At 70.8% G+C, this 19,990-nt stretch carries 18 protein-coding genes; 12 read left to right on the forward strand and 6 right to left on the reverse strand.

Going from position 1 to position 19,990, the window contains the following annotated elements:
* The first annotated feature begins 1 nt into the window (after position 1).
* The 10 genes from ACSEEN_RS01155 to ACSEEN_RS01200 all read left to right on the forward strand — a co-directional run bounded on the left by ACSEEN_RS01155 (position 2) and on the right by ACSEEN_RS01200 (position 13,510).
* Complete coding sequence (locus ACSEEN_RS01155) at positions 2-2,017, forward strand: acetyl/propionyl/methylcrotonyl-CoA carboxylase subunit alpha (RefSeq protein WP_440712039.1); 2,016 nt, start codon at positions 2-4, stop codon at positions 2,015-2,017.
* A gap of 19 nt (positions 2,018-2,036) precedes the next feature.
* Entirely contained in the window at positions 2,037-3,209 is a 1,173-nt protein-coding gene (locus ACSEEN_RS01160; RefSeq protein WP_298444545.1) for an acyl-CoA dehydrogenase family protein, read from the forward strand.
* Positions 3,206-3,706, forward strand: coding sequence for a MaoC family dehydratase (locus ACSEEN_RS01165; RefSeq protein ID WP_298444547.1), 501 nt, complete (start codon positions 3,206-3,208; stop codon positions 3,704-3,706). The genes ACSEEN_RS01160 and ACSEEN_RS01165 overlap by 4 nt, the downstream gene beginning before the upstream one ends.
* A 17-nt stretch (positions 3,707-3,723) precedes the next feature.
* On the forward strand, positions 3,724-5,355 hold the full coding sequence (locus ACSEEN_RS01170; RefSeq protein WP_440712040.1) for an AMP-binding protein: 1,632 nt from the start codon (positions 3,724-3,726) through the stop codon (positions 5,353-5,355).
* Positions 5,352-7,490 (forward strand): acetoacetate--CoA ligase, encoded by a 2,139-nt coding sequence (locus ACSEEN_RS01175; protein ID WP_440712041.1) that lies wholly within the window; start codon positions 5,352-5,354, stop codon positions 7,488-7,490. The genes ACSEEN_RS01170 and ACSEEN_RS01175 overlap by 4 nt, the downstream gene beginning before the upstream one ends.
* 78 nt (positions 7,491-7,568) lie before the next feature.
* Positions 7,569-8,600: a DUF5336 domain-containing protein gene (locus tag ACSEEN_RS01180; protein ID WP_440712042.1), complete on the forward strand. Its 1,032-nt coding sequence runs from the start codon at positions 7,569-7,571 to the stop codon at positions 8,598-8,600.
* 115 nt (positions 8,601-8,715) lie between these two features.
* On the forward strand, positions 8,716-10,206 hold the full coding sequence (locus ACSEEN_RS01185) for a cell division protein PerM (protein WP_440712043.1): 1,491 nt from the start codon (positions 8,716-8,718) through the stop codon (positions 10,204-10,206).
* 10 nt (positions 10,207-10,216) lie between these two features.
* Positions 10,217-10,840 carry a phosphoribosylglycinamide formyltransferase gene (gene purN / locus ACSEEN_RS01190; protein ID WP_440712044.1) on the forward strand — a complete coding sequence of 208 codons (624 nt, stop codon included), beginning with the start codon at positions 10,217-10,219 and terminating at the stop codon, positions 10,838-10,840.
* Positions 10,837-12,417, forward strand: a complete 1,581-nt coding sequence (gene purH / locus ACSEEN_RS01195) for a bifunctional phosphoribosylaminoimidazolecarboxamide formyltransferase/IMP cyclohydrolase (protein ID WP_247866477.1) — start codon at positions 10,837-10,839, stop codon at positions 12,415-12,417. Before purN ends, purH begins: the two co-directional genes overlap by 4 nt.
* A 346-nt stretch (positions 12,418-12,763) precedes the next feature.
* Positions 12,764-13,510, forward strand: coding sequence for a sulfite exporter TauE/SafE family protein (locus ACSEEN_RS01200; protein ID WP_247866478.1), 747 nt, complete (start codon positions 12,764-12,766; stop codon positions 13,508-13,510).
* A 65-nt stretch (positions 13,511-13,575) separates the two neighbouring features.
* Here the strand turns inward: ACSEEN_RS01200 and ACSEEN_RS01205 are convergent, their stop codons facing one another.
* The 6 genes from ACSEEN_RS01205 to ACSEEN_RS01230 all read right to left on the reverse strand — a co-directional run bounded on the left by ACSEEN_RS01205 (position 13,576) and on the right by ACSEEN_RS01230 (position 18,527).
* Positions 13,576-14,118: a hypothetical protein gene (locus tag ACSEEN_RS01205; protein ID WP_440712045.1), complete on the reverse strand. Its 543-nt coding sequence runs from the start codon at positions 14,116-14,118 to the stop codon at positions 13,576-13,578.
* Positions 14,115-15,218 (reverse strand): DNA polymerase III subunit beta family protein, encoded by a 1,104-nt coding sequence (locus ACSEEN_RS01210; protein WP_440712046.1) that lies wholly within the window; start codon positions 15,216-15,218, stop codon positions 14,115-14,117. The genes ACSEEN_RS01205 and ACSEEN_RS01210 overlap by 4 nt, the downstream gene beginning before the upstream one ends.
* A gap of 376 nt (positions 15,219-15,594) precedes the next feature.
* Positions 15,595-16,479, reverse strand: a complete 885-nt coding sequence (locus ACSEEN_RS01215; protein ID WP_440712047.1) for an endonuclease domain-containing protein — start codon at positions 16,477-16,479, stop codon at positions 15,595-15,597.
* Positions 16,480-16,540: 61 nt separating this feature from the next.
* A complete protein-coding gene (locus ACSEEN_RS01220; RefSeq protein WP_440712048.1) occupies positions 16,541-17,245 on the reverse strand; it encodes a hypothetical protein in 705 nt (234 codons plus the stop codon).
* Positions 17,242-18,150, reverse strand: coding sequence for an ATP-binding cassette domain-containing protein (locus ACSEEN_RS01225; protein ID WP_440712049.1), 909 nt, complete (start codon positions 18,148-18,150; stop codon positions 17,242-17,244). Before ACSEEN_RS01225 ends, ACSEEN_RS01220 begins: the two co-directional genes overlap by 4 nt.
* Before the next feature lie 2 nt (positions 18,151-18,152).
* Positions 18,153-18,527: a GntR family transcriptional regulator gene (locus tag ACSEEN_RS01230; RefSeq protein ID WP_440712050.1), complete on the reverse strand. Its 375-nt coding sequence runs from the start codon at positions 18,525-18,527 to the stop codon at positions 18,153-18,155.
* A gap of 87 nt (positions 18,528-18,614) precedes the next feature.
* On the opposite strand from ACSEEN_RS01230, the gene ACSEEN_RS01235 reads away from it, so the two are divergent.
* Together ACSEEN_RS01235 and ACSEEN_RS01240 are read left to right on the forward strand one after the other, a co-directional pair.
* Entirely contained in the window at positions 18,615-19,022 is a 408-nt protein-coding gene (locus ACSEEN_RS01235) for a YchJ family protein (RefSeq protein WP_247866485.1), read from the forward strand.
* A 201-nt stretch (positions 19,023-19,223) separates the two neighbouring features.
* The gene (locus ACSEEN_RS01240) at positions 19,224-19,985 is read left to right on the forward strand and encodes an ABC transporter permease (protein ID WP_371307641.1); all 762 of its coding nucleotides are present in this window, start codon (positions 19,224-19,226) and stop codon (positions 19,983-19,985) included.
* The last annotated feature ends 5 nt before the right edge of the window (positions 19,986-19,990 follow it).

Here is a 19,990-nt window from a genome sequence, read left to right on the forward strand (position 1 = left end):
GATGACTACGATTTCTTCCGTCCTCGTCGCCAACCGCGGCGAGATCGCCTGCCGGGTGATCGACACCCTGCGCGACATGGGAATCCGGTCGATCGCCGTCTACTCCGACGCCGACGCGCAGGCCCCGCACGTGCGGGCCGCCGACGTCGCGGTGCGGCTCGGCCCGGCGCCGGCCGCACAGAGCTACCTCGACATCGCGAAGGTGGTCGACGCGGCGCGCGCGACCGGCGCCGACGCGGTCCACCCCGGCTACGGCTTCCTGTCGGAGAACCAGGACTTCGCGGCGGCACTGGCCGACGCGGGGATCGTCTTCATCGGCCCGCCCGCCGCGGCGATCGCCACCATGGGCGACAAGATCACCGCCCGCGCCGCCGTCACCGCTCGCGGCGTGCCCGTCGTGCCCGGGCTGTCGCGGCCCGGGCTCACCGACGACGAGTTGATCGCGGCCGCCCCGGAGATCGGGTTCCCGGTCCTCATCAAGCCCAGCGCCGGCGGCGGCGGCAAGGGCATGCACCGCGTCGACGACCCCGCCGAGTTGCCCGCCGCCCTGGTCACCGCCCGTCGGGAGGCCGGTTCGGCGTTCGGCGACGACACCCTGTTCCTGGAACACTTCGTCGCCACCCCGCGGCACATCGAGGTGCAGGTGCTCGCCGACACCCACGGCACCGTGATCCATCTCGGCGAGCGCGAATGCTCGCTGCAGCGGCGCCACCAGAAGGTGATCGAGGAGGCGCCGTCGGCGCTGCTCACCCCCGAGACCCGCGCCCGTATCGGGCAGGCCGCGTGCGACGCCGCGCGCAGTGTCGGCTACACCGGCGCGGGCACCGTCGAGTTCATCGTCTCGGCCACCGCGCCCGACGACTTCTACTTCATGGAGATGAACACCCGCCTGCAGGTGGAGCATCCGGTGACCGAGATGGTGACCGGCATCGACCTGGTGGAGCAGCAGGTCCGCGTCGCCCGGGGGGAGCCGCTGGCGATCACTCAGGACGACGTGGTGCTCACCGGCCACGCGGTGGAGGCGCGGGTGTACGCGGAGGACCCGGCGGCGGGCTTCCTCCCCACCGGCGGCACCGTCGGCACCCTCCGCTGGCCATCCATGATGGTCGAGCGAAGTCGAGACCACACCCGCATCGACTCCGGTATCGAGCAGGGCTCGGTGATCGGCACCGACTACGACCCCATGCTGGCCAAGGTGATCTGCCACGGCACCGACCGCGCCGAGGCACTCGACCGCCTCGACGAGGCCCTGGCGCGGACCGTGCTGACCGGGGTCGGCACCAATGTCGACTTCTGCCGCTTCGTGCTGACGCAGCCCGCGGTACGCAGCGCCGAGCTCGACACCGAACTCCTCGACCGGCTCGTCATCGACTACGCCGCTCCGGCACCGACCCCGGCCGCGCTGGTCGCCGGCGCTCTCGGCGCCCTCGACCTGGGCACCGCCGACGACCTGTGGAGCAGCGCCGTCGGCTTCCGGATCGGCGCACCGTCGCCGATCGTCACCCGGCTGCTCTGCGACGGCCGCCGGTACACGGTGTCCGCGCAGGTCAGCGCTTCGACGGTGCGGACCCTGGAGGCCACCGCCACCATCACGGCCGACGACGAGCCGCTCTGGTCCGGTGCCGTCTACCTCGAACCCGGTGCCGGACACGCCGTGACGGTGCGCTGCGGCCCGATCGCCGAACCCTGGGTGGTGCAGCAGCTCGGCGCGCAGCGCTGGGTGTGCGGTGAGGACGGCACCTGGGTGATGACGCTGGCACACACGCTGGCGTCGTCGGACGACGATGCCGCGGCCGGTGACGTGCGCAGCCCGATGCCGGGCACCGTGGTCGCCGTGCCCGCGACCACCGGGCAGACCGTCGCGGCCGGCGATCCGCTGGTCGTCGTCGAGGCGATGAAGATGGAACACACGCTGCGGGCCCCGGTCGACGGCGTCGCGCAGATCACGGTGTCGGCCGGCCAGAAGGTCGACGCCCAGCAGGTGCTCGCACACGTGACCACCGACCAGAACGAGTGAGCGAGAGAGCAATTCGACGATGGAACTGAGCCAGGAGTACACCGATCTGATCGGCAGCGTGCGCGACTTCGCGCAGCAGGTCGTGGCGCCGGTGTCGTACGAGCACGACAAGAACAAGACCTTCCCGTACGAGGTCGTGAAGCAGATGGGCGAGATGGGTCTGTTCGGCCTGCCCTTCCCGGAGGAGTACGGCGGCATGGGCGGCGACTACTTCGCCCTCGCGCTGGCCCTGGAAGAACTGGCCAAGGTGGATCAGTCGGTGGCGATGACGGTCGAGGCCGGCGTCGGTCTGGGCGCCATGCCGATCTTCAAGTTCGGCACCGCCGAGCAGAAGGAGACCTGGCTGCCCGACCTCGTCGCGGGCCGCCGGCTGGCCGGCTTCGGTCTCACCGAACCGGGCGCGGGCAGCGATGCCGGGGCGACGGCCACCACCGCCGTCGAGGACGGCCCGGACTGGGTGATCAACGGCGCCAAGCAGTTCATCACCAACTCGGGCACCGACATCACCTCGCTGGTCACCGTCACCGCCGTCACCGGCACGCGGGAAGACCCTTCGGCTCCGCTCAGGACAGGCGGCAAGAAGGAGATCTCCACCATCATCGTGCCGGCCGGGACGCCCGGCTTCGTCGCCGAACCGGCCTACGACAAGGTCGGCTGGCACGCCTCCGACACCCATCCGCTGAGCTTCACCGACGCCCGGGTGCCGCGGGAGAACCTGCTCGGCACGCGCGGGCGCGGCTACGCGAACTTCCTGTCCATCCTCGACGAGGGCCGCATCGCGATCGCCGGCGTCGCCACCGGCGTCGCGCAGGGCTGCGTGGACGAGTGCATCAAGTACGCGGCCGAGCGCAAGTCGTTCGGCAAGCCGATCAACGAGTACCAGACCATCTCGTTCGCGATCGCCCGGATGGAGGCCCGCGCGCACACCGCCCGCACCGCCTACTACGACGCGGCCGCCAAGATGCTGGCCGGTAAGCCGTTCAAGAAGGAGGCGGCCATCGCCAAGATGGTGTCGTCGGAGGCGGCCATGGACAACGCGCGGATGGCGACGCAGATCCACGGCGGCTACGGCTTCATGAACGAGTACACGGTCTCGCGGCACTACCGGGACTCCAAGATCCTGGAGATCGGCGAGGGCACCACCGAGGTGCAGTTGATGCTGATCGCGCGGTCGCTGGGACTTCCGGCATGAGCGGGGAGGGCGAGGGCCGCCACGTCGTCCAGCGGGGACTGTGGTTCGAGGAGTTCGAGATCGGCACCGTCTACGAACACCGCCCGGGCCGGACCCTCACCGAGGCCGACAACGTCCTGTTCACCACGCTGACCATGAACACCCAGGCGCTGCACCTGGACGCCGCGTGGTCGGCGCAGCAGCCGGGCTTCGGCGGTCAGCGCCTGATCAACTCGATGATGACCTTCTCGATGATCGTCGGACTGTCGGTGTCCCAGCTGACGCAGGGCACCCTGGTGGCGAACCTCGGCTTCTCGGAGGTCGCCTTTCCCAAGCCGCTCTTCGCCGGGGACACGCTGTACGCGGAGACCGAATGCACCGGCAAGCGCGTGTCGTCGTCCCGGCCGGGCGAGGGCATCGTGAACCTGACCCACATCGGGCGCAATCAGGACGGCGTGATCGTCGCCCGCGCCGCCCGTTCCACGCTCGTTCGTCGCAGTCCCGATCTGCCCGGATAGTCCCAGGAGGAACCGTCATGACCGAACCGTCGTACGCGCGCGGAGAGGACACTCCGCCGCTGCTCGAGTGCACCATCGGGGCCACCCTGGCCGCCACCGCCGAGCGGTATCCGGACGCCGTCGCGCTGATCGACGCCGAGGCGGACCGGCAGTGGACCTATCGCGAGTTCCGCGCGCAGGTCCGGGCGCTCGCCGCCGGGCTGCGGCGGCTCGGCCTGGCACCGGGGGACCGCCTCGGACTGTGGTCCCCGAACCGCTGGGAGTGGGTGCTCACCCAGTTCGCCGCGGCCGAGGCCGGGGTGATCCTGGTGGTGCTCAACCCGTCGTACCGGCGGCACGAGGTGGCCTACGCCCTCGCGCAGTCGGGCACCTCGGTCGTCTTCGCCGCGCGCAGCTTCCGCACCTCGGAGTACGCGCAGATGCTCGACGACGTCCGCGGCGAGTTGCCGGAACTGCGCGACGTCCGGGTGTTCGAGTCGCCGGACTTCACGGAATTGCTCGGTGAGCCCACCGGCGCCGAGCTGGCCGAACTCGATGAGGTCGCGGCCGGTCTGCGGGCGAGCGATCCGATCAACATCCAGTACACCTCGGGGACCACCGGCAACCCGAAGGGCGTCACCCTCTCGCACCACAACATCGGCAACAACGGCTATCTGGTCGGTCACCTGCTCGAGTACACCGAGGCCGACCGGATCTGTACGCCGGTGCCGTATTACCACTGCTTCGGCATGGTGATGGCGAATCTGGCGGCGATCGCGCACGGCAGCGCGATGGTGATTCCGGCTCCGGCGTTCGATCCGGCGGCCACCCTCGCGGCCGTCGAGAAGTACCGCTGCACCAGCCTGTACGGGGTGCCGACGATGTTCATCGCGGAGCTGGATCTCCTCGATTCGGGCGCGTCGTACGACCTGTCGTCGCTGCGTACCGGGATCATGGCCGGGTCGCCGTGCCCGGAGGCCGTGATGCGGCGGGTGATCGGCGAGATGCACATGGCGCAGGTGTCGATCTGCTACGGCATGACCGAGACCAGCCCGGTGTCGACGCAGACCCGGATGGACGACGAACTGGACCTGCGCGTGAGCACCGTCGGCCGGGTGGGACCGCACCTGGAGATCAAGGTCGTCGACCCGATGTCCGGTGAGACGCTGCCGCGCGGCGGCACCGGCGAGTTCTGCACCCGCGGCTACTCGGTGATGCTCGGCTACTGGAACGAGCCGGACAAGACCGCCGACGCGATCGACACCGAGGGCTGGATGCACACCGGCGACCTCGCCGTGATGCAGGACGACGGCTACGTCCGCATCACCGGGCGCATCAAGGACATGGTGATCCGCGGCGGCGAGAACATCTACCCGCGCGAGGTGGAGGAGTTCTTCTACACCCATCCGGACATCGTCGACGTGCAGGTGATCGGTGTGCCCGACGAGAAGTACGGCGAGGAGCTGATGGCCTGGATCCGGCTGCGCGAGGGGGCGGCGCAGATCACCGTGGAGGATTTGCGGACCTTCGCCGAAGGCCAGATCACCCGGCATAAGATCCCCCGGTACGTGCACATCGTCGAGTCGTTCCCGATGACGGTGACCGGAAAGATCCGCAAGGTCGAGATGCGCGCGCAGGCGATCGAATTACTGGGAATGGATGATTCATGACGACCCCCTATGACCGTTTCACCGCCTTCTGCGAGGAACGGACGGGGCGCACGTTCGCGACATACGACGAGCTCTGGCAGTACTCCGTCGACGATCTGCCGGGTTTCTGGCGCGGGGTGTGGGACTTCTTCGGGCTCGACGAGATCGCCGCCGAACCTCTCGCGCCGGGCGACGCCGCGGTGCTCGCCGATGCCCGGATGCCGGGCGCGAGCTGGTTCCCGGGGGCGCGACTCAACTACGCCGACGCGGTGCTCGCCCGGTGTGATCGTGCCGGGACCGCGATCGTCGGGCTCGACGAGGACGGCCGGCGCACCGAGATCGCCTGGCGGGAGCTGCCCGGGCTGGTCGCAGCCGTCGCCGGCACCCTGTCGGACGCCGGGATCGGCGAGGGCGATGTGGTCGCCGCCTACCTGCCGAACATCCCCGAAACGGTGATCGCCTTCCTGGCGACGGCCTCGCTCGGCGCGATCTGGTCGGGATGCGGGCAGGACTACGCCCCCGAGGGCGCGGCCGGGCGCCTCGCCCAGCTGCGCCCGAAGGCCCTGTTCACCTGCGCCGGCTACCGCTGGAACGGGAAGGACGTCGACAAGCGCGCCGACAGCGCCGAGCTGGCATCGCTGCTGGACGACCTGGTCCTGCACATCCAGGTCGAGGACAGCTCGTCGAGCCGGGGCCACGACAGCCCGTTGAGCCGGACGGGCCCGCTAGGGCCCGGCCGTGTGGTTCCTGAGCTCGTGGCGGAGCTTGCGACGACACGAGGTCGAAGGATCGAAACGACCCCCTCGACGACCTCCTGGCACGACGCCGCCGCCGACACGGCCCGCCCCCTGACCACGGTCAAGGTGGCCGCCGACCACCCGCTCTGGGTCCTCTTCTCCTCGGGCACCACCGGCCGGCCGAAGGGCATCGTGCACGGGCACGCCGGGGTGCTGGTGGAGCATCTCAAGGAGACGGCGCTGCATTCCGGCCTCGACGAGGAGTCCGTCTTCTTCTGGCAGACCGCGCTGAGCTGGATGATGTGGAACTTCCAGGTGGCCGGTCTGCTCGCGGGTTCGACCATCGTCACCTACAGCGGTTCGCCGCTGTATCCGGACGCCGACCGGCTGTGGCAGATCGTGGCCGACGAGCAGGTCACCCTGTTCGGAACCAGCCCCGGTCAGCTCAACGCCTCCCGCAAGGCGGGACTGGTTCCCGGTCGCGACCACGATCTGACGGCGCTGCGCATGCTCGGCAGCACCGGCTCGACACTGCCGGGTGACCTCTTCGAGTGGGTGTACGCCAACGTGCGCGAGGACCTGCCGATCTCGTCGATCAGCGGCGGCACCGACATCGTCAGTGCGTTCGCCGGTGGCAGCGTCGGCGTCCCGGTCGTCGCCGGGGAGTTGTCGGTGCGCCATCTCGGCGTCGCCCTGGCCAGCTGGTCGCCGGATGCGCAGCCGCTGATCGGCGAGGTCGGCGAACTCGTCGTCACCAAGCCGATGCCGTCGATGCCGGTGCGTTTCTGGAACGACGACGATCAGTCCCGGTATCGCGCCGCGTACTTCGACCACGTCTGGGAGTCCTCGTCGCCGGCTGAGCCCTTCGACTCCGCTCAGGAACCACCCTTCGACTCCGCTCAGGAACCACCCTTCGACTCCGCTCAGGAACCACTTGTCGAAGCCCCCGTCTGGCGGCACGGCGACTGGGTGACGCTCACCGACCGCGGCTCGCTGATCATCCACGGGCGCAGCGATGCGACGCTGAACCGGCACGGCATCCGGATGGGTTCAGCCGACATCTACGAGGTGGTCGAGGGGATCGACGAGATCGCCGAGGCCTTCGTCGTCGGCGTCGACGGCCCCGACGGCGCGTACTGGATGCCGATGTTCGTGACCCTGGTGCCCGGCGCCGAGCTGACCGACGAGCTGATCGCCCGGGTGGCGGGTGAGGTGCGGACGCGCCTGTCGCCGCGGCACGTGCCGGACGAGATCATCGTCGCGCCCGGCATCCCGCACACCCGTACCGGTAAGAAGCTGGAGGTTCCGGTCACCGCGATTCTGGCCGGCCGGGACAACGTGAACGTGGACCCGAAGTCGGTGGACGATCCGTCGCTGATCGACTGGTATCGCGAGCGCGGCGCCGTCCACGCCTGGTAGTGGGCCGCACCCCGGACCGTGCGGCCCGGGGTGCTCCTGTATTAGCGTGGTCGGCGAACTACTACCAGGAGATGCTTCATGACGTATCCGCAGTCGGGACCGAGCTACGGTCAGGGCGACGCCGGTCAGTACGGCCAGCAGCAGTACGGCGGCGCGCCGCAGCCCCAGTACGGTCAGCAGCAGTACGGCACCGCGCCGCAGGCCCAGTACGGCCAGGACCAGTACGGTCAGCAGTACGGTGCGCCGCAGCAGTACCAGGCGCCCAAGCCGCCGTCGCAGGGCCTCCCGCACAACATCGGCACCATCCTGGCGGCCGTCATCGGCGCACTCGGCGTCATCATGCTCTTCTGCGGCTTCCTGTCCGGGTACACCAGTGACAGCAGTTCCGGCCGCGGTTCGGACTCGGTCAAGGTCTTTTCCACCGAGTTCGCCACTCCGTGGTCGCTGTTCGCCGTGGCCGGCGTGATGGCGTTGCTGAGCCTGCTGGTCGGCGCCACCAAGCACTACGCGGCGACCGTGAGCGCGCTGTCCGTCGTGGCCGCACTCATCACCATCTTCCAGTTCGCGGCCAGCGACGGCGTCTTCAGCTACGACGGTGCCGACATCAGCAAGGGCGCCGGCGCCATCATGCTGCTGATCTTCACGATCCTGGGTGCCGCCGTGTCGGTGTTCTGGCTGCTGATCGAGGCCGAGTTCGTCAAGCGCGCCCCGGCTCCGGCCGCCGCGCCGGTCGCCCCCGCGGCCGAGGCTCCGGCCGCCGCGGCACCGTCGTACTCCTACGGTGAGCAGTCCGCCGCCCCGGCGGCCCCGGCCGCGCCGTCGTACTCCTACGGCGAGCAGCAGTCCGGCTCCGGCTACGGCTCGCACACCGGTGGCTCGGCGCCGTCGTCGTACGGTTCGTCGCCGTCCTATGGTTCGTCCCCGTCCTACGGCTCGGCGCCGTCGTACGGTTCGTCGCCCTCGTACGGCGACGGCCCGGCGGCCGATTCCTCGGCCACCACGTACAACCCGCTGCCGACGCCCGGCTCGGATCCCGGTGCCGCCGGCGGCTCGGAGACCACCGTGTTCAACACGGCGGAAGGCTCGGACGAGAAGCCGTCCGACAACTGACAGCGGTCGATCGAGGGGCCCGTGAGCACATGCTCGCGGGCCCCTCGATCACATTTCGGGTACGCGCGGCGCGCCACGGACGGCGAGCCGGGCGGTCGTGCCACCCTCGAAGGTGATGGCTTCCACCACCGAATCGTTGGCGACCCGACTCCGGCAGGGACGGGTGAACCGTCGTGCCGAGCGTCAGCCGGTCCGCGCGGCCACCTGGGATCTGCTGAAGGTCGCGCTCCTGGTCCCGGCCGTCACCACCGTGCTCCTGGCGCTGGCGGTGACGGTGACCAAATTCCTCGCGGGCGGGTCGTTCGGCGGGATCGGCGCGCAGACCGCCGCGGCGTGGCTGGCGGTGAACCAGGTGCCGCTGACCATCGGCGGGGTCACCGTCGGAGTGCTGCCGCTGGTGCCGACGCTGGCGATGATCGCCGCGGCCGCGGTGGTCACGGCGCGGGCATCGCGCGAGGTGGAGACGCTGCACGAGGTCGCCAGCATCGCCGCGGCCGCGCTCGCCGGCCCGCTGCTGTGGACCGCGCTGGCGCTGGCCGTCGTCGCCGACGGCGCCGCGGTGTCGTCGATCGGCCAGGCCGCGCCGCTCCCGGCGTTCGGCCACACGCTGGCCGTGCAGCTGATCGGCGTGGCGATCGGGGTCGGCCGCCGCTGCCTGCAACCGCTCTTCGACGTGTACGAGTTCCCCGTCACCGATCGCGTCGGCGCCCGCGCCGGACTGCTCGCCTTCCTCGGCCTGTTCGCCGGGGGCGGGGTGCTGGTGGCCGCCGGGATCGTCGCCGAATGGAGCCGGATCGGGCTCCTGATCGGGGAGGGCCATTCGTTCGACGGCTACCTCGGGCTCACCCTGCTCTCGATCCTCTACCTGCCCAACGTGATCATCGGCGCGCTCGGCATCTCGGTCGGGGCCACCGCCCAGGCGGGCACCGCCACGGTCGACGCGCTGAGCGTCGCGCCGGGTACCGTGCCGCCGCTGCCGATCCTGGGGATCCTGCCCGGGCACAGCCTGGGCGGGATCGGCGCACTCGTGTTCGTCCTGCCCGTCGCCATCGGTCTGCTGGTCGGCTGGTACTGCCGCAGCGTCGACCTCGTCAAGCATCTGCGCGCCGTCGGAGTGGCCGCCGCGGTGTGCGCGGCGCTGATCGTGCTGTCGTGCGCGCTGGCCTCCGGCGGGGCGGGCGAACTCGGCCGCGTCGGCGTCAGCGCACCGCTGGCCGGGGTGTACGCGTTCGCCTGGATCGCGGTCACCGGGGCGCTCGTGGCCGGCGTCGGGGCCGCCGCCGGCGGTCTGCTGCCCTCGCCGCGCCGTCGCCACGCCGCCGACTTCGACCTCGACGAGCTGCTGGCCTCCGAGGAGTTCGCCGACCTGGAGATCATCGACGACCCGGACGCCGACTACGACATGCCGGACGATGATCTCGATGCCGTCGACCCAGACCCCGACCCCGACCCGGACTTCGACGGCGACGAGGAGCTCTCCGCCGACGATTCCGGCGGTCCCGGGCGCGGCGCCGCGGCCGGGCACCCCGGCGACCAGGACGACGCCGAGGTCACCGCGGAACTCCGTATCGCCCCCGATCGCCGCCGCGACGGTCCCGGGCACTAACCTGTTGGGAGTGACCAGCAGCCCCGGATCGACCCGCACGCCCGTCGTGGCGATGGCCTCGGGCACCGGTTCGCTGCTGGCGGCGCTGCTGGCGTTCGCGGAGCGGCCGTCGTCGTCGTTCGCGGTCGCGGCCCTGGTGGTCGACCGGGACTGCCCGGCGATCGGGATCGCGGAGGCCGCCGGAGTGCCGGTGGTGCGCTGCGAGGTCGGCGACTATGCCGATCGCGAGGCCTGGGACCGGGCCCTGCGCGAGCGGGTCGCCGATTACGCCCCGGAGTGGATCGTCGCCGCCGGCTTCATGAAGATCCTCGGCCCGGCATTCCTCGGCGCCTATGCCGCGCGAGTCCTGAACTCTCATCCGGCGCTGCTGCCGGCGTTCCCCGGTGCGCACGGCGTCGCCGACGCGCTGGCCTACGGCGTCAAGGTCACCGGGTGCACCGTGCACCTGGTCGACGGCGGTGTGGACACCGGCCCGATCCTGGCGCAGGGCGTGGTCGGGGTCCGGACCGGCGATACGGTCGAATCGCTGCACGAGCGCATCAAGACCACCGAACGTGAGCTTCTGCCGACGGTGGTGGAGGCGGTGGTGACCCGCGGCGTGGTCACCGATGGACGAAAGGCATACATCCCGTGAACGCAGGCACTTCGACGGACGGCAGCGGGCAGCGGCCCATCCGGCGCGCTCTGATCAGCGTCTACGACAAGACCGGCCTCACCGAGCTCGCCACCGCGCTGGCGGCCGCCGGGGTCGAGATCGTCTCCACCGGGTCCACCGCGAAGACCATCGCGGCCGCGGGCGTGCCGGTGGTGGAGGTCAGCGAGCTGACCGGCTTCCCGGAATGCCTCGAGGGCCGCGTCAAGACGCTGCATCCGCGCGTGCACGCCGGTGTCCTCGCCGACACCCGCAAGGACGACCACCTCGCCCAGCTCGCCGACCTCGACATCAAGCCGTTCGAGCTGGTCTGCGTCAACCTGTACCCGTTCACCGCGACCGTCGCCTCCGGGGCGTCGCCGGACGAGTGCGTGGAACAGATCGACATCGGCGGACCGTCGATGGTGCGCGCCGCCGCGAAGAACCACCCCTCGGTGGCCGTCGTCGTCGACCCGGCCGATTACTCCCGCGTCGCCGAGGCCGTGGCCGCCGGCGGGTTCTCGCTGAACGACCGCAAGGCGCTGGCCGCCAAGGCGTTCCGCCACACCGCCGACTACGACGTGGCCGTCGCTTCCTGGATGAGCAGCGTCGTCGCGCCGGCCGGGGACAGTGATTTCCCGGTGTGGGCCGGTGCCACCTGGGACCGCTCCGCGGTCCTCCGCTACGGCGAGAACCCGCACCAGCCGGCCGCGCTGTACGTGAACAACGCGGGTGCGCCGGGCCTGGCGCAGGCACAGCAGCTGGGCGGCAAGGAGATGTCGTTCAACAACTACACCGACGGCGACGCCGCCTGGCGCGCCGCCTTCGACTTCGACGCCCCCGCCGTCGCGATCATCAAGCACGCCAATCCCTGCGGCATCGCGATCGGCGACGACATCGCGGAGGCGCACCGCAAGGCGCACGCCTGCGACCCGGTGAGCGCCTACGGCGGTGTGATCGCCGCCAACCGCGAGGTGAGCGTCGAGATGGCCGAGCAGGTCGCCGACATCTTCACCGAGGTGATCATCGCCCCGTCGTACGCGGACGGCGCCGTCGAGGTGCTGACCCGCAAGAAGAACCTGCGCATCCTGATCGCCACCCCGCCGGCCGCGACCGGCCTGGAGCTGCGCCCGGTCTCCGGCGGCGTGCTGCTGCAGGCCCGCGACGTGCTCGACGCCGAGGGCGACGCCGTGGCGAACTGGACCCTGGCGTCCGGCGAGCCCGCGGACGAGCAGACGCTCGCCGATCTCGACTTCGCGTGGCGGGCCGGTCGTGCGGTGAAGTCGAACGCGATCCTGCTGGCGTCCGGCGGTGCCTCCGTCGGCGTCGGCATGGGCCAGGTGAATCGGGTCGACTCGGCGCACCTCGCGGTGCAGCGCGCGGGCGACCGCGCCGCCGGCTCGGTGGCGTCGTCCGATGCCTTCTTCCCGTTCCCGGACGGTTTGCAGGTGCTGATCGACGCCGGCGTCCGCGCCGTCGTCCAGCCCGGTGGCAGCGTCCGCGACAGCGAGGTGATCGAAGCCGCCCAGGCCGCCGGGATCACCATGTACTTCACCGGCGCCCGCCACTTCGCCCACTGACGGTCGTCGCCCGGCCGACCGCTCCGCCGCCCGCCGGTCCGCCCCGCCGGTGAGAAACGAAGAGACGAACCGTGTCGAAACGCGCCCGTCAGCGGGTCTTTTCGACTCGCCCCTCGGCTGGCGCCTCGGTCGGCTCAAAGGGCGGTAGACAACAGCCCGCCCCGCCGGTGAGGGAACCGGGCCGAAACGTTCGCCGCCGTCCGCCCAGCCCCGCCGAGTCGCTCCTGCCAGCCCGTTGAGCCGATCGAGGCGCTAGCCGCCCTTCGACGGCGCGTCGTCGCAAGCTCCGCCGCGCCAGCTCAGGACCCGATCGTGTCGAAACGCAGCTTCTAGAATCGAAGTCCACATGACCCTCGCCGACGTCGCACTCCTGTTCGCGGCCGGGTTCGCCGCGGGCGTCGTCGGCTATGTGACCGGTCTGGCCTCGATCATCAGCTATCCGGCGCTGCTCGCGGCCGGCCTGCCACCGATCGTCGCCAACGTGACCAACACGGTGGCGATGGTGGCGGTCGGTGTGGGGAGCTTCGCCAAGTCCGGCCGGGTACTGGTCGAGGACGGCGACGCCCCGGCGCTCGTCCGCGCGGTGCTGGTGGCGCTCGCCGGTGGCGGCGTCGGCGCGGTGGTGCTGCTCGCCTCTCCGGACACCGTGTTCGAGGTCGTGGTGCCGTACCTGGTGGCGCTCGCCTCGATCGCCCTGCTGCTCCAGCCGCGGCTGCGCGCCCGGATGGGGGAGCGCGTGAGCCATCCCGGCTGGTGGCTGCTCGGCGTCTTCGCCGTCTCGATCTACGGCGGCTACTTCGGCGCGGGCGCCGGCGTGATGTTCGTGGCGCTCGCGATGGTGCTGTCCGCGATGCCGCTGTGGCGCGCCACCCTCCTGAAGTCGGCGCTCCTGGGCGTCGCGAACGCCGTCGCGGCCGCCCTGTTCATCGTGTTCTCGCACGTCCACTGGGGTGCGGCGCTCGCGATGGGCCTCGGCTGCCTCCTCGGCGGCTGGGCCGGCCCGCCGATCGTCGCCCGCCTCCCGGCCACCCCGCTGCGGATCGCGATCGGGGTCGGCGGCCTGGGCCTGGCCGTCTGGCTCGCCATTCACTGACTGCCGAGCCCCCTTGCTCAGGGTGCCCCGCACGACGAATCCCCCGGGTACGACGAATCCCCCGGCTACGGCGGCCCACCCGCCGATCCGGGCGTGGCACGCTCCGGCGCGACGCTGCTCGCCGCCGTCGGATCGGCCGACGACCGCAGCGGAGCGGAATCGCGGGCCGCGACCGCCGCCGCCACCTGCTCGCCGAGCGCGCGGATCCACTCCCCGTACGAGTCGGCGGCCAGTGCCGACAGGTGAGTGCGCGCCGCGGCGACGTGTTCCGCCGCGCCGTCGAAGGCACCGAGCCTGCGCAGCTGGTCCGCGAGATTGAGGTGCAGGGAGGGCCGCAGCGCCGCGACGGTGCCGCCGGGGAGGATCGGCGACAGCTCCGCGTCGGTCAGATCGCGAGCGGCGTCGAGCGCGCGGGTGTCCCAGATCAGTGCCTCGGCGGGATGGTCGTACAGGTCGGCCAGGTAGTGGGCCAGCACGCACCGGTACCCGGCCTCCGGCGTGGGGGTTCGGTTCCAGATCGCCAGCAGGGCAGCGCGCGCATGGTCGGTGTCGCCGTTTCGCCCGGCCGTGACCGCGGCGGTGATCGCGGACATGAGTGAGTCGGTCATCGGGTGTGCCCCGGACTCGGCGCAGCGATCGGCATCAGCACCGTGGTGAGGGCGCCGTCGTCCGCGGACCGGACGGTGACTGGGAGTTCCGGGCCGCGCAGGTCCAGCAGTAGGTCGCCGCCGACGGCGGTGCTGATCGCCGGGTAGAGGGTCGCGTGATCGAACCAGATCGTCACGGCCGCCCCGGTCACCGACGACCCGGCGAGGCCGATCGCCGCGGTCGGCTCCTCGCCGCCTTCTCCCACGGTCACCAGATCGCCAAGAATCCGCAGACACACCGGGCCGGTGATCCGTTCGAGCGCTTCGAGGAGCCGGTTCTGCGGAGTCACCAGACGCGTGGCCGGCTCGGGAAGACCAGCGACCATGCTTCGATGGTCCGGGAACGTCTCGTCGATCGCCGCGATCCGATGCGCGGGCTGATCGGGGCTCCGCACCCAGACCGCGTCGTCGTCGCGGAAGATCGCGATGCGGGGGCGCCGCCGGATCTCCGGAAGGGCGGTCAAGAGGTCCGCGGGCTCCAGAGCTGCCGACCAATCTGCCTGCTCCCCGGTGCCGATCGTGACGAGCGTGCGGGTCGAGAGCCGGTATCGATCGGTCGCCGTCAACGTCACCTGATCGGGCCCGGCTTCCAGGTGCACGGCGCGCAGGATCGGGTGGGTGGGGTCGTCGCCGGTGGCCGTCAGGACCTGATCGACCGCACTCGCGAATGCCGGCCCGCGGACGGTGGCAGTCCCGGTCGTCCGATGAGGCGCGAGCGATCCGAGCAGTTCGGCGGCGATTCGTGCCCGCCGGCGGGCCTCAGCGTCGGCGACCGCCGAATGCTCGGCGAGCAGCCGGGTGGTCTCGGCCGGTCCACCGGTGAGCGCCGCGGTGCAGACCGGCAACGACATTCCGGTCTCCCGCAAGCGGCGTAGCAGGACGGCCCGGTCGGCCTGATCGGGCGGGTTGTACCGGTAGCCGGATTCGGCGTCGATGTGCGCGGGCGGAAGCACCCCGGTGTCCGCGTAGAACCGGAGTGCGCTGGGGGTGAGGCCGGTGCGGCGGGCGAACTCACCGATCGGCAGGTAGTCGTCGATCACCCCTCCATCGTCGGGTCTCACGTCGGTCGAAGGTCAAGCGTTGGACGTGCCCGGCCGCCGTGAACGCCGTCGCCGCGATGCGCGCAGAACATCGGCCGTCTCAGGGCCGCGGGCGGCGATCTTCCCTCGGCGCCTCGCGATCGGCCGGTGTTCTGCGGGCCGCTGCTCGCCACCGGCTGATCTGGACTATCGGGCACCCCGTGCCGTGGCGCCGGGCTCCCGTCTCGGCCGTCTGCCCCCTCGCAGCGGGGGCCGGAACGACTATCCGGGCGGGAGTCGCGAGTCTTCGGAGGCCGGCCGGGCGTGCTGGCCCGCTTTTCCGTGGCTGCGGCGTGCGGTGCTCGCAGAACATCGGCCGTCTCAGGGCCGCGGGCGGCGATCTTCCCTCGGCGGCCCGCTATCGGCCGGTGTTCTGCGCGGGGCGGCGTGATCGGTGGCGGTCCTTGGTGGTGATCGCCCGGATGTCTTCCAGTACCTCCGCCCAGCCGAAGAGGACGTCGTCGTAGGTGAGCCGAATGACGATCCAGCCGTCGACCACGGCCTTCCGGTCGCGGGTGCGGTCGGCTTGGAACTCGGCGGCCGACGAGTGGTACTGGCGGCCGTCGCATTCGATCACCAGCCGCCCGATACGGAGATCGGTGTGGCCCACACCGTCGATTCGCGGCTGGACGGTCACCTTGTAGCCGAGCGAGCGGAGCCGGACCCGGACCACCGATTCGGTGCCCGACTGAGAACGGGCGTCGGTTCGACCGAACCACTCCCGCACGCGCTGCGGAAGATCGCCCATCTCGGCGCGGAGCATCTCGGCCGAGACCCCGAGTGAATTCTGCACCGAATCGCAGACGGCGATCCAGTCCTCCTCGCGCATGCACCGCGCCGCGCATTCCAGGGCGACCGCCACCGGATCCACCGCCGTGCGACCGGCGGCGATCCGGGAGAAACCCCGGCACGACGACTCGTATTTCGCGGCGCCGCGGGCGCGGCGCACATGCACCTCCGGGTAGCCGGGCGGAACCCAGAACCTGTAGTACTTCAGCGCCGACACACACGACAGGACGCCGCCGCCCCGGACCGCCTCGTGCACCGTGGTGTGGCGGGCCGGGACGGCGAACCAGTCCTTGCGCGGCGACTCGAGCTCACCGGCCGCGAGCATCTCGCGCCGCTCGCGGTCGCCGATTCCGAGCGCTTCCAGCTCGTCCCGGTAGTACACGCCGTGGACGGCGCCGCCGTGACATTCGGTGGCCGACGAGACGGATACGACGGCCGATACGACATCCCCCATGTGTACTTAGACGCGCGCGGCGCCGATCCGGTTCCAACGGCCGGCGTGCCGGGCGTGTCCGCTACGGGACGGCGCGGCGGAGGGTGAGGTAGCCCAGCCCGGCGAGGACGGCGCACACGCCGAGAGCGATCAGCGCCACATACAGCGCGTCGGCGTGCACCAGGGCGTGTCCGACGCCCGCCCACGAATGCGTCGCCGAGATCGCGAACGCCGCGATCACCAGCGCCACGACCAGCCCGATCGCGGTGAGTAGCAGCCACAGCAGACCGAACCGCTTGTAGATCACCGCGCCGAGGAAGCCGAGGAGGAAGGCCAGCATCGCGACGACGAAGTAGAACAGGGCGGCGGCCAGGGCGCCGTGCGCCCAGATCCACGGCAGATAGAAGAAGTAGCCGTGGAAGCCCCAGCCGTCGGTGGCCCGCTCGATCAGGCCGCCGATTCCGAAGGTGACGGCCAGGATCAACGACGTTCCCGCGGCGGTCAGCACGGTGCCCGAGAAGAACTCGCGGCGCGTCACGCTCATCGCCTGGGAGAACGGGAAGGTCAGGTTCATCGCCTGCACGCCGACCACCAGGAAGTACCAGAGCGGCGCCTGCGTGCCCCCGCTGTACATCGGATGCTCGACCGGCCCGGGGACGGTGAACAGGATGATCCCGTAGATCGCGAGGGTGATCGCGAACGACGCGAACAGGATGAGCAGCGGCAGCCCGACGAACGTCTGGCGGTTCATCAGCTGCATGCGGACGACATTGGTGGTGCGGTTCATCGGACTGCTCCGTTCGCGGAGTCGTGGTGTTGGGTCAGGCGCACGACCAGCTCTTGCAGCGAGACCGGTGCGGTGCTCAGACCGGCGGCGGCCAGCCGGCGCTCGTCGTCGCCGGACAGCGCGCCGAGGACGGTGGCCGAGGCGACGGAGCCCAGCCGTTCGCGGTGCAGTTCCTCGCGGCCGGCGACGAACTCGTCGACGGCGGGCTCGGGGCCGACGACGGTCACCGCGCGTCCGCGCAGGTCCTCGACCGGCTCGTTCACGACGATCCGCTCGTCATCGACGACGAGGACCTGCTCGATCAGGTCGGCGATCTCGTCGATCAGGTGGCTGGAGATCACCACCGTGCGCGGGTGCTCGGCGTAGTCGGCGAGCAGCCGGTCGTAGAAGATCTGCCGGGCGACGGCGTCGAGCCCGAGGTAGGGCTCGTCGAAGAAGGTGATGTCGGCGCGTGACGCGAGTCCGATGATCACCCCGACGACCGACAGCTGCCCGCGGGAGAGCTTCTTGATGCGCCGGTTCATCGGGAGATCGAAGTCGTCGATCAGCTGCGCGGCGAGGTCGTCGCTCCAGTTCGGGAAGAACAGCTTCGCGATGGCGAAGGCGTGTCGCGGTTTCGCGTCGTCGGGGTAGCGCTGGCTCTCCCGGACGAAGCAGATGCGCGGCAGGACGCGGGGATTCTCGTACGGCCGCTCACCGAAGATCTCGGCGCGACCGGAGTCGGCGAAGTTCTGCGCGGTCAGGATCGACATGATGGTGGTCTTGCCCGAGCCGTTGCGGCCGAACAGGCCGCAGATCACGTTCTCCGGGATGTCGAAATCGATCGCGTTCAGGACGGTCTTGTCGCCGTAGGTCTTGGTCAGCCCCCGGACCCGGACGGCCGGTGCGGCGGTGGTGGCGCTCATTGCTACTCCTTTTCGGTGGCGTCGGTGCTGCGCCGGTGGATGAGGTCGATGACGTCCCCGGCGTCGAGGCCGAGCCGGGCGGCCTCGACGAGCAGGGGATCGAGGTATCGGACGGCGAACGACTCCTGCCGCTCCCGCCGCAGCCGGTCGCGGGCGCCGTCGGCGACGAACATGCCGATGCCGCGGCGCTTGTAGAGCACCCCCTGCTCGACGAGCAGGGTGATGCCCTTCGCGGCGGTGGCCGGGTTGACCCGGTAGAAGGCCGCCAGCTCGTTGGTCGACGGCGCGCGGGTCTCCTCGGCCAGTGATCCGTCGACGATCGAGTCCGCGACCCGGTCGGCGATCTGCTGGAAGAGCGGCCCGCCGTCGTCCTTCATCGTCGACTCCCTTGGTTACTTACTTGACTAACTAACCATGACACCTCGATGCCGGGCTGTCAACGCCGGATCGGTAGCGTGAGCGGCATGGGTGAACGGGCATGGTCGGAGAGCAGTCGTTGTCCGTGCGGGAGCGGCGACACCCTCGGGGCCTGCTGCCTCCGCTACCTCGCCGGGGGCGGCGGGGCGCCGGCGCCGACGGCCCGGGCGCTCATGCGCAGCCGCTACACGGCGTTCGCTCTGGGCGACGTCGCGCACCTGCTCGACACCTGGCATCCGAGCACCAGGCCGGCATCGCTCGACCTCGATCCACAGCAGCGATGGCTTCACCTGAATGTCGAATCATGGAGTGGCGGTGGGCCTTTCGATACCGAGGGCACGGTGGGGTTCACCGCCGTCTGCCGCGGTCCCGACGGCCGCGGAGAGCTGCGTGAACTCAGCCGCTTCGTCCGCGAGGACGGCCGCTGGTACTACGTCGACGGCGCTATCGGGTAACGCACGACGGGGTTGCGCGCGCCCTGATTCCAAGCATGGGCTCACCGGCGGAGGCCGCGTACACCTTGTCGGGTGACCTCACTGACCAACCACCCGGCCGCGGGCCTCGCTCTGCCGGATGCCGCCGTGCAGCCGGGCGAGCGGAGCCCCGGCTCGGGCGACCACCAGCCCCTCTGGCGCCGGGCCGGCCGAGCCGTCGCCCTGCCGGTCGCCTCGGTCCTGATCTTTCTCGGTCTCTGGCAGCTCGCCGCGATCTCCGGGATCTGGTCGGAGACCTTCGTGCCGCCGCTCGGCAAGATCTGGGACGCGTTCGTCGACATGTCGACCACGCACGACGGCGTCCGCGGCTACGCGGACTACTACCTGGCCGAGCACCTGTACATGACGCTCCGGCGGGTCTTCGTCGGCGTGCTGATCGGTGTGACCGCGGGCGTGGCGCTCGGCGTCGCGATGGGCTCGGTGCCCTGGGTGCGACGACTGCTGGAGCCGTGGCTGACCTTCCTGCGTGCGCTCCCACCGCTCGCGTACTTCTTCCTGCTGGTGATCTGGCTCGGCATCGACGAAGCGCCGAAGATCACCCTGCTGGCCCTCGCCGCGCTGCCGCCGGCCGCCGTCGCCACCACGTCCGCGGTGGCCGCGACGCCGCTCCCGCTGGTGGAGGCGGCCCGGGCGCTCGGCGCCTCGCGGCGCGCGGTGCTGCGTGATGTGGTGCTGCCTGCCGCCCTCCCGGAGACCTTCACCGGCATCCGGCTGTCGGTCGGCATCGCCTACTCGTCGGTGGTCGCCGCCGAACTGTTCAACGGAGTTCCCGGAATCGGGGGCGTGGTCAAAGACGCCTCCAACTACAACAACACCCCGGTAGTGCTGGTGGGCATCATCGCCATCGGCCTGTCCGGACTGATCATCGACGGGGTGCTGCGCGGCGTCGAGACGCGCGTCGTTCCCTGGCGTGGAAAGGCTTGACCCCC

The organism is Gordonia marina, from assembly GCF_052036135.1.
GTDB lineage: Bacteria > Actinomycetota > Actinomycetes > Mycobacteriales > Mycobacteriaceae > Gordonia.